Source organism: Shimia sp. R9_3 (assembly GCF_017743755.1).
GTDB lineage: Bacteria > Pseudomonadota > Alphaproteobacteria > Rhodobacterales > Rhodobacteraceae > Shimia.
In genome coordinates this window covers 198,885-214,042 of the sequence record NZ_JAGHRP010000003.1, presented here as the reverse complement: position 1 = coordinate 214,042, position 15,158 = coordinate 198,885, and the positions used below count along the sequence as shown (strand labels likewise).

Here is a 15,158-nt window from a genome sequence, read left to right as displayed (position 1 = left end):
GTTTGCGCAGAAATCAGTGGCCGAGAATCTGGCTCAGGAACAGTTTGGTCCGTTCGCTCTTCGGGTTGTTGAAGAACTCTTCCGGCTCGTTCTGCTCCACGATCTGGCCTTGGTCCATGAAGATCACGCGGTTCGCCACCTGACGGGCAAAGCCCATCTCGTGGGTCACGCACAGCATGGTCATGCCTTCTTCCGCGAGTTCGATCATGGTGTCGAGCACCTCTTTGATCATCTCAGGGTCAAGCGCTGAGGTCGGCTCGTCAAACAGCATGATGCGCGGCTTCATGCAGAGCGAGCGGGCAATCGCCACACGCTGCTGCTGACCACCGGACAGCTGGCCCGGATACTTCAGCGCCTGATCCGGAATCTTCACCTTCTCAAGGAAGTGCATCGCGATCTCTTCGGCTTCTTTCTTGGGTGTCTTGCGAACCCAGATTGGCGCCAGCGTGCAGTTCTCCAGGATGGTCAGATGCGGGAACAGGTTGAAGTGCTGAAAGCACATGCCAACTTCCGAGCGGATTTTGTCGATGTTTTTCAGATCGTTGGTCAGCTCGATCCCATCCACGACGATGTCGCCCGACTGGTGCTCTTCCAGACGGTTGATACAGCGGATCAAGGTCGATTTACCGGAGCCCGAAGGCCCCGCAATCACGATTCGCTCACCTTCGTTGACGGTTAGGTTGATGTCCCGCAACACGTGGAAACTGCCGTACCACTTGTTCATGTTGGAGATTTGAATCGCAACCTGATCACTCACATGCATCTTGGAGCGGTCGATCGCGCGGTCGGTCATAAGTTCAGACATGGGTGAACTCCTTATTTGTGCCCAGTATGAAGCTTACGCTCCAGATACATGGAATAGCGGGACATGCCGAAGCAGAAGATGAAGAACAGGAATGCAATGAAAGCAAAGAGCTCCCAATAGATACCGTTCCACGCAGAGTCGGCACGAATGGCGTTGGACAGCCCCAATGGATCAAGCAGGCCGATGATGGACACCAGCGTGGTATCTTTGAAGATACCAATGAAGGTGCTCACAATACCTGGGATCGAGATCTTCAGTGCCTGCGGCATGATGATCAGTCGCTGCGCCTGCCAATAGTTCAGCCCCAAAGAGTCAGCGCCTTCGTATTGACCTTTCGGCAATGCCGCAAGGCCACCACGGATCACCTCAGCCATATAGGCCGCGGCAAACAGGGTCACCATGATCAGCACCCGAAGGATGATGTCAAACTCCGTGCCCGGCGGCAGGAAGATGTTGAGCAACACAGAGGCCACAAACAGCAGTGTGATCAGCGGAACGCCACGGATGAACTCGATAAAGCCGACGCAGAGCGCCTTCAGGATCATCAGGTCAGACTGCCGTCCCAGCGCCAGGAAGATACCAATTGGCAGCGAGGCACCAATTGCCACAACACCGATCAGAATCGACAACATGAAGCCACCAAACTTACGGCTTTCCACTTCTGGGATGGAAATCGAAATCACAGATTCCAGACCTGCCGCAACGCTGCCAGCCAGGAACAGCCACCAGATCACCGGCACGGCAATCGCCGCGATGATCGCCACCAATTCCCCTGCAATAGGTGCGAGGATACGGTAAGCCAGATAGCCAATACCGAAACCGGCTGCGGCCATCAGAGGCCCCCAAATCGATCCACCCCACATCAGCCAAGGCATCAGGAAGGGATAAGCTGCTGTCACGATCAACAGCTGGCGCGGAACCTTGGTGAACAGCACAGGCGCAATCGCCAGAAGCAACAGCACAAACGCAAGGTTTGGACGGAAGTATGCTGGCAGTGCCCCCTCGGAGGCGCCAAACACCACATCCGGTGTCGCCGGATAAGGTGGGTAGAAACCATACAGAAGCTGGAGCCAGCGGTCGTTGATCACCGCCCAGCAGGCATGCCCGTGGGTCGACGCCCAGGTGGCTTCCATGATCTCACGGCATTCGGTCAGCGAGGAAGCATTCCAAACGGATTGGAACACCCACGGCAGTAGCCCGGACAGCACGTAGTAGATGAACGCCAGAGACAGCAGTGTCAGAGCGCTGTTGACGACACCGTCAAAAAGGTTAGCGCGTGCCCATCCAATGACCCCAACAGAGTTTGCTGGAGGCTCCTTTTCCGGGAGCATTTCGGTGCGGACAAAAGACATGTCACTCATTTTATCTCTCCACCAATTTCACGCGGTTGTTGTACCAGTTCATCACGGCGGAAATGCTCAGCGAGATGATGAGGTAACAGGCCATCAGCATCAGGACACATTCCAGCTCGCGGCCGGTCTGGTTCATAGTGATGCCACCCAGCGTGCCGGTGATGTCCATGTAACCCACCGCAATCGCCAAAGAGGAGTTCTTGGTGAGGTTCAGGTAGTTGGAAATCATTGGCGGAATGATCACACGCAGTGCCTGCGGCAAGATCACGAGACGCATCGTCTTACCGGGACGCAGCCCCAATGCATTCGCTGCCTCGGTCTGACCATGGCTGATCGCCATGATACCACCACGCACGATCTCTGCGATAAAGGCTGCGGTATAAAGGCTTAGCGCCAGCCACAGAGCAATCAGAGAGTTACGAAGGTGGGTGCCGCCCTGGAAGTTGAAGCCCTTCAGCGCAGGATAGCCAAGGTGAAAACCAAGCGCATAAAGCACGACAATGAGCGGGACGAAGAAGATGGCGAGGTTTTTCCAAAGCGTATTTGGACGGTCACCTGTGGATTCCTGAATACGCTTGGCCTGCGCATTCACGGTCCGAATGCCAAAGATAGAAGCCACAACGACCGCCAAGATCAGCATCAGATCCAGCGAGATGTCAAAGCGCATCGAGGAGGTGCCAAACAGATGGATGTTGCCCAGCGAATTGGAGAACAGCGGCTCCGGCACATAAACGCCCCGGTTTGTCACAGCAACGGTGTCAAACAGGTTCATTGTGGCGGAGGGATTCTCGCCGCGGAAAGCGCGTGGTGCAGGCAGGCTCTCAATCAGGATGGCCATCGCCAGCACGATCCAAAGCAGAACCGGCACGTTGCGGAACATCTCCACATAGATGGTCATGATTTTGGCAACGATCCAGTTTTTGGAGAGGCGCAACACCCCGACAAAAACACCGATGATCGTGGCTGTGATACAGCCAAGCAGCGCCACCAGTAGCGTGTTCAGCAGGCCCAGAAAGGATGCGCGCAAATGGGTGTCGCGACTGGAATATTCCAGCAGGCGTTGGTTGATGTCGTAGCTGGCTGGTTCCATGAGGAAACCGAACTCGGGCTGTTTGCCCAGGGTGTTCAGGTTCACCATTGTGTTGTTGATCAGCCATGCTGCCAAAAGCATGAAGCCAATCATCGCGACAGCCTGGATCGTCAAAGAGCGATACCGGGTGTCGTAGATCAACATCGACAGCCGGAACGACTCCTTGGGAGGGTCGGTCAAAGTGGTCATATGGGATCTTCCCGTTCCTCGGCCGATTATAAGGTGGCGTCGCTATGCGCCGTGGCCGATTATTGTTGTGGTTCACATAATGTGAGGAGGGCGCGGAATTCCTCCCGCGCCCTCTATGTTCGGTATCTTACCGGAATGGCGGGGAGTAGATCAGGCCGCCATCGGTCCACTGAGCGTTCAGGCCGCGGGCCAGACCGATCGGAGTGGCTTCACCGATGTTGGATTCAAACAGCTCACCGTAGTTGCCGCCCGCCATGATGGCGTTCTTGGCCCATGCCGCGTCCAGACCCAGCATCTCGCCGAGAGTACCTTCGGTACCCAGCAGACGGTTCACTTCAGGGTTGTTGGTGCCTGCCGCCATCTCTGCGATGTTTGCAGAGGTCACGCCCAGCTCTTCTGCAGTGATCAGAGCGTTCAGGGACCAGCGAACCACGTCACCCCAGTTGTCGTCGCCGTGACGAACCAGCGGGCCGAGAGGCTCTTTGGAGATGATTTCTGGCAGCAGAACGTGCGCAGATGGATCTTCAAAAGTTGCACGAGTCGCCGCGAGGCCGGATGCGTCGGTGGTGTACACGTCACATGCGCCAGCCAGATACTGCTGCTGTGCTTCTGCGTTGGTTTCGATTGGAACCGGCTCGTAGCTGATGTTGTTGGAACGGAAGAAGTCCGCCAGGTTCAGCTCGGTGGTGGTGCCGGTTTGGATACAAACGGTTGCGCCGTCCAGTTCCTTCGCGGAGGACACGCCCAGCTCTTTCGGAACCATGAAGCCCTGACCGTCATAGTAGTTCACACCTACGAAGGTGAACTTCAGGTCGACATCGCGGCTGAAGGTCCAGGTGGTGTTACGCGCCAGCATGTCGATCTCGCCGGACGCCAGAGCGGTGAAACGGGTTTTACCGGTGGTTGGTACGAATTCAACCGCGGTCGGGTCGCCCAGAACAGCACCAGCAACCGCACGGCATACGCCTACGTCAAAGCCCTTCCACTCACCGTTTGCATCTGGTGCAGCAAAGCCAACCAGACCAGTGGTAACGCCACAGTTCAGCTTGCCGCGCGCTTTCACATCGTCAAGCGTGCCAGCAGCTGCAGCACCGGCCGCCAGGCCAGCGACAGTCAGCGCACCAAAAACTACGGATTTTTTCATTTTTACCTCTTCCTGTTTACCCACCCTTTCACAGGTGGTTTTGGCCACTCCCGGCCTAGAATGATGTGTTGAGACAACACCCCCCTCACATCTGGGGTTAGTGTGGTCGCATTCATCGCCAAACGTCAAGAGGTCCATCACGCATTACAATCAATGCTTGCGCGAATGTTAATTCCGCCTTGTTTGCCGAGGTTTCTGACTAGGAATTACTCAGTTTGAAGAAGCGGTAAGCATTTTCAAATGCTTGGAATTTCTTCTCTGCTTCCAGGGCTGCGTCTTCATCGCGGCCCCATTGTTCTTCCTGCCAGATTTCGTCGATTCTGGAGAGTTTCCAAAGCGCTTCGATTTCCTGCAGATCGCGGGTTGCGGCGAATCCGATAATCAGCGATCCGGAGATGCCAACCAGATCGTGGAAAGCTGCCAGCTCAAAGTTATCAAAACGGTGGACCTGCTGGGACAGAGCGGCAAGCGCTGCCGGGTCTTGCGCTTCAAACATGACCCCTGCCACAGGCTTCAGGCGTGCGCCAAAAATCTCTGCCGCCCAATCAAGCAGCGGGTCCCATGCCTTTGCCTGCCGAGCGATCAACTCCTCAGGCGACGTGGCCCGGTAGCACAAAAGGTCACTACCGCCATATTCTGCCAACATATCAGCGACTTCCGCATGCTGGATGGCCACTTTGTCAATCGCTGCATTGGCCGAACGTGTCACGGGCATGGTGTTGGGATCAATCTCGCCGTCTTGCGCATCCCATTCGGCAACCATGGCCTGTGCCATCGCCTCTGTTGGCACCACCAAAGCCGCTTTCGCAGGCGTTTTGACGGCGCGCCCGTCCAAAAACACCCCGAAGCCACCTTCAACTGCCGCAACAGTTGTTTCTTTCCAAAACCGCTTTTTTGCCCATCCGCTCATGACTGAAGCTCCCAAACCTCTTCCAAGGCGCCATCCAAGGCGCCAAAATCCTCGATCAGCTGTCGTGCTGCGCCAAGCCGGGTCTCATCGTGGTATCCCCAGCGCACGCCAAGACCTGTCACGCCCGCTGCAGCGGCCATATCCATGTCAAAACTCGTGTCGCCAATCATCACCGTTTCCGCGGCTGCCACACCTGTTTCCAGCATTGCCGTCTCGATCATGGAGGGATGCGGTTTTGACGGATGATCATCAGCAACCTGTGTGGTCACGAAATATCCTTCCAGACCATGGCCTGCGATGAGCTTGTCGAGACCTCTGCGGGATTTCCCGGTGGCTACCCCCAACAGAACATCATCGCGGGCGCGCAGTCGTGTCAGAGCCTCATAAGCACCGGGATAGAAAGGCGATGACTGCGCTGCTCCCTGGCTGGCCCGCAGCTGCATATAAGCCGCCTTATAGCCATCAACCAGCCGAACACGCTGCGCAAGCGCACACTCCGGCACCAGCTTAAACACCGCAACATCCAATGACAGCCCAACGATGCCAAGTATGGCATCGCGTGCCGGTGCTTGCAGCCCCTCCTCCGCAAAGGCTTGGTACATCGAAGCCACTATGAGCCCCTGGCTGTCCACCAGCGTCCCATCCACGTCAAAAATCACAAGTTTCAAGCGCTCTGAGCCTCCTGCCTTGGTGCCTTTGCTTCACCACGGACCATGCAGAAGGTCAAGCATCCTCCGCATAGGCACCTGAGGAATAGGTCAGCTCGTAAGAGTGGCTGTAGAGCTCAACCAGATTGCCAAACGGATCCTCGCAATAGACCATGCGGTAAGGCTTCTGGTCGGGATAATAGTACCGCACCTGCTGCATGCGTTGCTTGCCGCCAAGGGCCTCGATCCGCTTCACCCGCTCTTCCAAATCGCTGTCCTGCAAGCAGAAGTGAAATATCCCTGGTTTCCAATAGTCAAACGGCGGGGGCGTATCGTCGGTCTTGGTGAATTCAAACAACTCGATTCCGACGCCACCACCGGTCGACAAATGCGCGATACGAAAGCGGCCCCAACCGGGGCCGAACACATCATCACACATCTCACCAATCGCGCTGCTATCCTGCAGCACCTCGCTGGGTGGCATCAGCAGATAGAGATCAAAGGCCTTGGTGTAAAACTCAACGGCGCGGTTAAGATCGGGCACAGTGATGCCAATATGGGAAAACGATACAGCCGGCATAGGCCTCTCCTTTCAAATAGATGCGTATCAAAAACGTCATGGAATGCCTCAAGCATGCCATGTCAGCTGATACGCATCATATCAAAGAGAGGATGAAACCGCCTTAGCGCAGGCTTTCAAACGGATCATCCGCGGCAAGGTCCTCAGACCAGCCAAAGGTGTCCCATGTGTGGGCCATATGCTCCGGCAACTCAGCCGTGACGGTGACCTGCTTGCGGGTCACAGGATGCTCAAACGTCATGCTGCGCGCATGCAGATGCAGTTTGTTGGAGATGATCCCACCAAGCTTCGCGCCCCAGCCATCGCCGAGGTTTTCCTGACCGGAGCCGCCATATTTCCCATCGCCAACAATGGGATGGCCGATCTCCGCCATATGGGCGCGCAGCTGGTGTGTCCGCCCGGTGATGGGCTCCATCGCCACCCAGGCGGCGCGGCCCGCGACACGATACAAAGTGGCGTATTGGGTGATAGCGCGTTTGGCACCCGGGGTGCGCTCGACTTCGCGCGGATGCACCGCGATCATCTTCTCGCCTTCGCCACGTGCGCCATGACCACCGGCTTTGACCAACCCATATTTGATTTCACCGAGATACGGCGTTGGAACCCCAGCCACGACCGCCCAGTAGATTTTGCGGGTCTGTTTGTGCCGCATCGCCTCTGTCAGAGCCTGCGCCACTTGCCGTGTGCGCGCCAGCAGCAAGACACCGGAGGTGTCTTTGTCCAGACGGTGCACCAGCCGTGGTTTTTCCTCAAAGCCGAACTTCAGCGCCTCTGACAGGCCATCCACATGGCGGGTCTGCTTGCTGCCGCCCTGTGTTGGCAGCCCTGGCGGTTTGTTGAGCGCGATGATCTGATCGTCACGGTAAATGACGCAGTTCTGGACCAGCATCTCGTCAGCAGGTGACACGCGCGTTTTTGCGGGTGCTGCAGGTTTCTCCCCCGGAGCTGGCAGCGGCGGCACTCGCACGGACTGCCCCTCTTCCAGACGGGTATTGGCCTTCACACGCCCGCCATCCACGCGGATCTCACCTTTGCGGCACATCTTTTCGATCTGCCCCTGCCCAACATGGGCAAACTTGCGCTTGAACCAGCGGTCCAGCCGTTGATCCCCTTCGCCCGCTTCCACGGTCACAGTCTGCACCCGGCTCATGCCAAAAGCCCTCTCGTCAAAATCATACCCAGCATCAGCGCGCCCACCGCGCCGATCACCGAAACCGCCACATAGATTGCAGCCGCGCCATAGTCCCCGCGTTCCACCAGCGTAACTGTCTCAAGCGAGAACGCCGAAAACGTGGTGAAACCGCCCAGCAGCCCGGTCATCACCAGAGGCGAATAATGCGTCAGGCCACGCTGCGCCGCCACCACGACAAAAGCCCCCATCAAAAAGGAGCCAATGACGTTTACCGTGATAATCGCCAGCGGAAAGCCATTCCAAAACCCCTGCCCGACCAGGCGCACAACGCCCAGCCCGACCAGATAGCGCAGGGCGGCACCAATCGCGCCACCGACAGCCACATATGTGAGGTTCAAAATCATCCGGCGTCTCTCTGCCCTTCCACGCCCAATGTCAAGAAAACAAGCCTTTTTCCCGCGTGAAATATCCCGCGCTCAAATGGTGCCTCAGCCGCCTCGCTGGCTGCGCAGTTTCGCAAAATAGTCGAGACGCCTTTTTAACTCGCGCTCATAACCGCGCTCTACCGGCGTATAGAGCACCGGCCGCTTCAGCCCTTCCGGGAAGTAATTCTGCCCGGAAAACCCATCCTCGGCATCGTGATCATACTGGTAGCCCGCTCCATAGCCCTGATCTGCCATCAGCGAGGTAGGCGCGTTCAAAATGTGCTTGGGCGGCGGCTCAGAGCCCGTCTGTTTCGCCAATGCTCGCGCCGCCTTGTAGGCCGCATACCCCGCGTTGGTTTTTGGCGCGAGGGCCAGATAGATCACGGCCTGCGCCAGCGCCAGCTCCCCCTCGGGACTGCCCAAACGCTCATAAGTCTCCCAGGCATTCAAACAGACACCCTGCGCCTGTGGGTCCGCCAAAGCGATGTCTTCGCACGCCATGCGTGTGATGCGCCGGGCCAGAAACCGAGGATCTTCGCCCCCCTCCAGCATCCGCGCAAACCAATAAAGCGCGGCATCTGGGTCAGATCCCCGCACCGATTTATGCAGCGCGGATATAAGGTTGTAATGCTCGTCACCGGACTTGTCGTATTTCGCAGCCCGTCGCATCAGCCGCGTCGCCAAAGCCTCGCTGTCCAGCTTCCCATTCACGGACCAGGCTGCCACCTGCTCAACCAGATTGAGAAGCGCGCGACCGTCTCCATCGGCCATCTCAAGCAGCGCCTCGCGCGCCAGCCCGTCCAGAGGCAGTGCTTTGCCGAGCTCTTGTTCCGCTCTCTGCGCCAGCCGCTCCAGATCTGCGAGGCTCAGACGTTCCAGCACAAGAACCTGCGAGCGGCTCAAAAGCGCGGCGTTGAGTTCAAAAGACGGGTTTTCCGTGGTGGCGCCGACCAGCAGGATTGTGCCGTCTTCCATATGCGGCAAAAAACCGTCCTGCTGAGCTTTGTTGAAGCGATGGATCTCATCAACAAACAACAGGGTGCCCTGCCCGTTTTGGCGACGTATCTTGGCGGCCTCAAAGACTTTGCGCAGCTCCGGAACACCCGTGAATATTGCGCTAATCTGCACAAAATGCAGGTCCGTCTCATCCGCAAGAAGCCGCGCGATCGTGGTCTTTCCGACGCCGGGGGGGCCCCAGAACACCAGCGATGACAAAGAGCCAGAGGACAGCATCACGCCCAATGGCGCCTCTGCCCCCAAAACCTGCGCCTGCCCGATCACCTCAGAGAGCGCTTGCGGACGCAACCGGTCCGCCAAAGGCCGGGGCGCGTCAGCAACAGGTGCCGCGGGGATATCCGCCGCTGGAGTATCAAAAAGATCGGCCATCAGATGCCCTTGCGCCTTTAGAGTCGGAACCGCATCACCAACCGCTGGGTGCCGCGTTGAACTTCCAGCGTAAGCCTGTTGCGCACAGCGCGCAAAGCCTTGTCGGCATCTGAGGTGGTGAGAATATCTTTGCCGTCAATCACTCGCAGCACATCACCCGGGCGCAAACCCAAACGCGCACCAATTTCGCCGGGGTTCTCAACGATCACTCCCTCCGCGCTCAATGGCAGACCAAAGCTGCTAAGAACCGCCGGGTTGATATTGGAAATCACCAGATCCGGGATCGCAGCCCTACGGCCTGTGGTCAGTTGATCGCGCGGCGGGGTTTCCGGGGCGATCGCCATTTTGACCTTGCGAGTCTGCTCGGCTCCTTCCCGCACCATTAAAACATCAACTTCACTGCCCAATCCAGCGACCGACATGCGGAAGATCATTTCCGCAGGCGTGTTCACAGGTTGGCCGTCCAGTTCCAAAATCACGTCTCCCGGCTCGAACTCGGCCTCCAGAAACGGGCTGACGGCATGCAGATCGGTGATCACGATACCGCCGGCGCGGTCCAGACCAAGCCCTTCGGCCATATCCGCGTCAACAGGTTGGCCAAACATGCCAGCCCAGGGGCGCTGAAAGCTCTCAAACCCTTCGCGGGCCTGATCCACAAACTGCGCCACGAGGCGCGCGGGTATTGCAAAGCCAATGCCATTGGAGCCGCCAGAACGTGTCAGAATGGAGGTGTTGATGCCGATAAGGTCGCCATTCACATCAACCAACGCGCCCCCGGAGTTACCCGGGTTGATGGCTGCATCGGTCTGAATGAAATATCCGCGCGCATTTCCGGTTGCCACACCAGAGCGCGCAAGGCCCGACACAATCCCGCTGGTCACAGTCTGCCCGACACCAAAGGGGTTGCCAATCGCCATGACCAGCTCGCCGACATCCACGCTGTCGCTGTCTCTCAGGCGCAGAAACGGCAGGCCTTCAGCGTCGTTCAACTTCAGGATCGCAAGGTCGCTCTCCTCATCCGCAAGCAACACCTCTGCGGTGTATTCGCTGCGGTCATTGAGTTGCACGCGAATATCCGTGGACATGCCCACCACGTGATAGTTGGACACCACAATGCCGTCTTCTGAGAGGATCACACCGGAGCCAAGCGAGTTCTCCACGCGCGGCTGGGGGTTGCTGAAGTTGCGGAAAAACTGATCAAAAAACGGGTCGCCCGAAAACGGACTTTGCCGCGCCTGCACGACCCGCTTGGCAAAAATATTCACGACGGCCGGTGCCGCCTGCTTCACCAAGGGCGCAAATCCGAAGGCGATGTCACTCTGCGTTTGCGGAATTTTCGTTTCGGCGAATGCGGTGGTTGAGAGACCAACTGCAAGCGCGATCACAGCAGCGCGGATCATGCGTCTTCCTTTGTTTGTAATGTGCCCAAGATATGGCCAGCGCCTCTTGAAAATGCAAGGCAGGAAGGCCGCCGCATTTGCGACGGATTACGCTCACTAAGCTCCGCGTTTTTAAGGGCGAAAGTCGCTTTGATATTGCCCAGTTGGTAGCCCATGACCGGACACCAGCAAAGCACCAAGGCGCCCAACCTCATCTGCACATTTCGCCCCCGCACCGTTGCCGCCCGTCAGGGCAAACACGCGATCTGTTTGCGGATAGACCAACGGAGCCCCCTTTGGCGTAAAACAAGTCACACAGCTGCCGTGCGACACGCTTTCAACCCGCAACCCCGGCATCAAGTCTCGCAACAGATCAGCTAGCAGCGCTGCAACATCTGTGTCCCCCCCGCTGCGGAACCATGCCTTCATGTCGCCAACAGTGTGAAGCTCATGATCCTCCGGATCTCCCCCAATTTTGAGGTAGGTTTTGCCATCAGGATAGCGCACCGGTGGCAAAACATAGGTGTCCCGATCCGTTCCTGGCGGCACGTAGACAAAAGACGGCATATCCTGCAGCCGCTGTGTTTCTGCAGCCTCGAGTTCAAGAAAGGCAACTGTACGCGCATAGACCCGCAGCGGCACCGGGGCTGGCAGCAGGTCCGCTGCCTTGGAAAATGCGCCACAGGCCACCACAACTTTCTGCCCCGTGACTTCCGTACTGTCCGCGCAGTGAACGGTGACCGCATCAGCACTTTCGGAAATACGCACAGCTTCACTGCGTATCAGCTGCGCGCCACTTTGCGTTGCAAGCGCGATTTCTGCCAAGACGTGTTGGCGCGGATTGATCCAGCCGCCGCCATCCTCCTCATAGAGCGCTGAGACCCCTTCCGGAAAAGACAAGAAGGGAAATCTTTCCGCGAGAGTCTCGCCGGAGAAGCCCTGAAAGGCAAACCCTTCGCTCTGTGCCACCTCCAGCGTTTTTGTCATGAACTCCGATCCAAAACCGCTGCTCGCACCAACCATAAGCGCCCCAACAGGGGCGTGAAACCGATGCCCGCTGCGCGCCTCCATGTCTGCATAACGCGCCATGGAGGCCTGCGCCAATCGGGACCAATCCGCATCACTCGCCAGACGGCGGGTGATCCGTGCCTCATCATAATGGCTGGCAAAGACGCCGGTGTGGCTTGAAGCGTCCTGCGGCTCATCCGGCCCGACAAGGACGGTAGCAAGGCCCAATTCACTCAGGTGACGCGCACATGCAGTGCCCCAAACGCCTGCGCCAACCACAATCACATCTGCGCTCATCCCGCCGCCCCTTCCTGTTCCGTGATCTTTCCATCCGATCACTCAGTCTTTGGCGCACCATGCCGCCACAGGCAGCGGAAGACCATCGCATAATTCAAATCCAGCGTCGGCAGCAAACGGACAAAAAAAAGACCCCCACCAAAAAAAGACCCCCACCAAAATGGCGGGGGTCCAGTCATTCGGTTGTTCCGAATGGATTTATTCTTCGGCGGCTTCTTCAGCTGCCACGCGAGCCTTGTCGGCCGCGCCTTTTGCATCAACGTCACGATCCACGAATTCGATGATCGCCATCGGTGCCATGTCGCCATAGCGGAAGCCGGCTTTCATGATGCGGATGTAACCACCTTTACGCTCTGCGTAGCGTGGGCCCAGAACGTCGAACAGTTTTGCAACATACTGGTCTTCTTTCAGACGAGCAGCTGCCTGACGACGCGCGTGCAGGTCGCCGCGCTTTGCAAGGGTGATCAGTTTTTCAACGATCGGACGCAGTTCTTTTGCCTTTGGCAGGGTGGTCTTGATCTGTTCGTGTTCGATCAAAGAGCCCGCCATGTTGGCAAACAGAGCTTTACGGTGTTCGTGAGTACGGTTCAGGCGGCGATAGCCACGAGCATGACGCATTTGATTTCTCCTAATTCGCGTTTTGCTTTGTCAGACCAGTGATGCGTGTCACCGGTTCACCTTGGGGCCTTTGGCCCAGCTTTCCCCGGCAGTTCCGGGCATTTGTCTGTGTGAAGGTGCGCAATAAATGCGCACCCTACGTAGGGTGTGCCCTCAGGGCGCACCTATTAGAAGTTGTCTTCGAACTTCTTGGCCAGATCTTCGATGTTGTCTGGTGGCCAGTCCTCGACGTCCATGCCGAGGTGCAGCCCCATGCCGGACAGCACTTCTTTGATCTCGTTCAGAGACTTGCGACCGAAGTTCGGTGTGCGCAGCATCTCTGCTTCGGTTTTCTGGATCAGATCGCCGATGTAAACGATGTTGTCGTTCTTCAGGCAGTTTGCAGAACGCACAGACAGTTCCAGCTCGTCCACTTTCTTCAGCAGAAGCGGGTTGAACTCCAGACCATCATCTTCTTCCTGACGACCCGCAGATTCAGGCTCATCAAAGTTCACGAAGATGGACAGCTGATCCTGAAGGATACGCGCAGCATAAGCCACGGCGTCTTCCGGTGTGATCGACCCATCGGTGTCGATTTTCATGGTCAGCTTGTCATAGTCCAGAACCTGACCTTCACGGGTTGGCTGAACGTCGTAGGACACTTTTTTGACCGGGGAATAGATCGCATCGATCGGCATCAGGCCGATTGGCGCGTCTTCCGGCTTGTTTTTGTCCGCAGACACATAGCCTTTGCCAGTGTTCACAGTCAGTTCCACGTAGAGGTCCGCACCATCGTCGAGGTGGCAGATCACGTGGTCTTTGTTCAGAACTTCGATGCCAGCGCTGTCGCTGATGTCGCCAGCCGTTACAACACCTGGACCTTTTGCATTGATGGACAGACGCTTAGGGCCTTCCACTTCCATGCGCAGGGACACGCCCTTCAGGTTCAGGATGATGTCGGTCACGTCTTCACGCACACCGGCAACGCTGGAGAATTCATGCAGAACATTGTCGATCTGTACGCTGGTGATGGCGGCGCCTTGCAGGCTGCTCATCAGAACGCGGCGCAGCGCGTTGCCCAGTGTCAAACCAAAACCACGCTCCAGCGGCTCTGCCACTACAGTGGCCTGGCGCGCAGGGTCGTTGCCCGGCTTTACTTCAAGCTGGGTAGGCTTGATCAATTCTGCCCAATTCTTGTGGATCATGCGTCCCTCCATTCTTGTCTAGCTCCCATGTTCCAAAAAGAACCAGACGCCCGAGGTTTAAAAATGACGAATGGGGCCGTGCGGAAACACGCGGCCCCAAGGTAATTCACTGTCGCTTAGACGCGGCGACGCTTTGGTGGGCGGCAGCCGTTGTGAGCGATCGGGGTTACATCACGGATAGAGGTGATGTTGAAGCCGATTGCGGCCAGAGCGCGCAGAGCGGATTCACGACCAGAACCTGGGCCCTGAACTTCCACTTCCAGCGTCTTAACGCCGTGCTCTTGAGCTTTTTTGCCCGCATCTTCTGCAGCCATCTGAGCAGCATAAGGCGTGGACTTACGGGAGCCCTTAAAGCCCATGGTGCCAGCAGAGGACCAGGAGATCGCGTTGCCCTGAACGTCAGAGATCAGGATCTTGGTGTTGTTGAAAGAGCTGTTCACGTGCGCAACGCCGGAGGCGATGTTCTTACGCTCTTTTTTCTTCGTACGAGTCTTATCGCGTGCCATTGATCAAACCCTCCCTTACTTCTTCTTGCCGGCGATCGGCTTCGCAGGACCTTTACGGGTGCGTGCGTTGGTGTGGGTACGCTGACCGCGGACCGGGAGGTTACGACGATGGCGCAGACCGCGGTAGCAGCCCAGGTCCATCAGACGCTTGATGTTCATCTGCACTTCACGACGCAGGTCACCTTCAACGGTGTAGGTCGCATCGATATGCTCACGGATTGCCAGAACTTCTGCGTCAGACAGTTCGTTCACACGACGGGTTACGTCGATGTTTACGGATTCGCAGATTTCTTTGGCGGATGCTGGGCCAATGCCAGTGATATAAGTCAGGGCGATCGGGACCCGTTTGTGGGTCGGGATGTTAACGCCGGCGATACGTGCCACGTGTCACTTTCCTTTTTCGTTGCGGTTCCGTGGTTCCAGAACCTTTTTTCACAACGTAAGCCCGACGCAATAAGCGGCCGGGCCTCAGCTGATCAGGTGATCTTGCATATCGGGTGCGACCC

General features: G+C 57.3%; 16 protein-coding genes. All 16 read right to left on the bottom strand.

Annotation, left to right across the window (positions count from 1 at the left end; all coding sequences use genetic code 11):
- Window positions 1–13: 13 nt before the first annotated feature.
- The 16 genes from J7412_RS09925 to rpsM all read right to left on the bottom strand — a co-directional run bounded on the left by J7412_RS09925 (window position 14) and on the right by rpsM (window position 15,036).
- Complete coding sequence (locus J7412_RS09925) at window positions 14–805, bottom strand: amino acid ABC transporter ATP-binding protein (protein WP_280637730.1); 792 nt, start codon at window positions 803–805, stop codon at window positions 14–16.
- Window positions 806–816: 11 nt separating this feature from the next.
- A complete protein-coding gene (locus J7412_RS09920; protein WP_209078501.1) occupies window positions 817–2,166 on the bottom strand; it encodes an amino acid ABC transporter permease in 1,350 nt (449 codons plus the stop codon).
- Between the two features lies 1 nt (window position 2,167).
- Entirely contained in the window at window positions 2,168–3,436 is a 1,269-nt protein-coding gene (locus tag J7412_RS09915; RefSeq protein ID WP_209078500.1) for an ABC transporter permease subunit, read from the bottom strand.
- 127 nt (window positions 3,437–3,563) lie between these two features.
- Window positions 3,564–4,580 carry an amino acid ABC transporter substrate-binding protein gene (locus J7412_RS09910; protein ID WP_209064896.1) on the bottom strand — a complete coding sequence of 339 codons (1,017 nt, stop codon included), beginning with the start codon at window positions 4,578–4,580 and terminating at the stop codon, window positions 3,564–3,566.
- A gap of 199 nt (window positions 4,581–4,779) precedes the next feature.
- Complete coding sequence (locus J7412_RS09905; protein ID WP_209078499.1) at window positions 4,780–5,490, bottom strand: ATP12 family protein; 711 nt, start codon at window positions 5,488–5,490, stop codon at window positions 4,780–4,782.
- Window positions 5,487–6,158 (bottom strand): HAD-IA family hydrolase, encoded by a 672-nt coding sequence (locus J7412_RS09900; protein ID WP_209078498.1) that lies wholly within the window; start codon window positions 6,156–6,158, stop codon window positions 5,487–5,489. Before J7412_RS09900 ends, J7412_RS09905 begins: the two co-directional genes overlap by 4 nt.
- A gap of 55 nt (window positions 6,159–6,213) precedes the next feature.
- On the bottom strand, window positions 6,214–6,717 hold the full coding sequence (locus J7412_RS09895) for a VOC family protein (protein ID WP_209078497.1): 504 nt from the start codon (window positions 6,715–6,717) through the stop codon (window positions 6,214–6,216).
- A 103-nt stretch (window positions 6,718–6,820) separates the two neighbouring features.
- Window positions 6,821–7,867 (bottom strand): RluA family pseudouridine synthase, encoded by a 1,047-nt coding sequence (locus tag J7412_RS09890; RefSeq protein WP_209078496.1) that lies wholly within the window; start codon window positions 7,865–7,867, stop codon window positions 6,821–6,823.
- Window positions 7,864–8,253 (bottom strand): fluoride efflux transporter CrcB, encoded by a 390-nt coding sequence (gene crcB / locus J7412_RS09885; RefSeq protein WP_209078495.1) that lies wholly within the window; start codon window positions 8,251–8,253, stop codon window positions 7,864–7,866. The genes J7412_RS09890 and crcB overlap by 4 nt, the downstream gene beginning before the upstream one ends.
- An 84-nt stretch (window positions 8,254–8,337) precedes the next feature.
- Window positions 8,338–9,660 (bottom strand): replication-associated recombination protein A, encoded by a 1,323-nt coding sequence (locus J7412_RS09880; protein ID WP_209078494.1) that lies wholly within the window; start codon window positions 9,658–9,660, stop codon window positions 8,338–8,340.
- A gap of 17 nt (window positions 9,661–9,677) precedes the next feature.
- Window positions 9,678–11,060 (bottom strand): trypsin-like peptidase domain-containing protein, encoded by a 1,383-nt coding sequence (locus tag J7412_RS09875; RefSeq protein ID WP_209078493.1) that lies wholly within the window; start codon window positions 11,058–11,060, stop codon window positions 9,678–9,680.
- 111 nt (window positions 11,061–11,171) lie between these two features.
- Window positions 11,172–12,344, bottom strand: a complete 1,173-nt coding sequence (locus J7412_RS09870; RefSeq protein ID WP_209078492.1) for an FAD-dependent oxidoreductase — start codon at window positions 12,342–12,344, stop codon at window positions 11,172–11,174.
- Window positions 12,345–12,542: 198 nt separating this feature from the next.
- Window positions 12,543–12,962, bottom strand: a complete 420-nt coding sequence (rplQ, locus tag J7412_RS09865) for a 50S ribosomal protein L17 (RefSeq protein ID WP_209064880.1) — start codon at window positions 12,960–12,962, stop codon at window positions 12,543–12,545.
- Window positions 12,963–13,129: 167 nt separating this feature from the next.
- Entirely contained in the window at window positions 13,130–14,146 is a 1,017-nt protein-coding gene (locus J7412_RS09860; protein ID WP_209078491.1) for a DNA-directed RNA polymerase subunit alpha, read from the bottom strand.
- Window positions 14,147–14,262: 116 nt separating this feature from the next.
- Window positions 14,263–14,652 carry a 30S ribosomal protein S11 gene (gene rpsK / locus J7412_RS09855; RefSeq protein ID WP_209064875.1) on the bottom strand — a complete coding sequence of 130 codons (390 nt, stop codon included), beginning with the start codon at window positions 14,650–14,652 and terminating at the stop codon, window positions 14,263–14,265.
- A gap of 15 nt (window positions 14,653–14,667) precedes the next feature.
- Window positions 14,668–15,036, bottom strand: coding sequence for a 30S ribosomal protein S13 (gene rpsM, locus J7412_RS09850; protein WP_209064873.1), 369 nt, complete (start codon window positions 15,034–15,036; stop codon window positions 14,668–14,670).
- Between the last annotated feature and the right edge of the window lie 122 nt (window positions 15,037–15,158).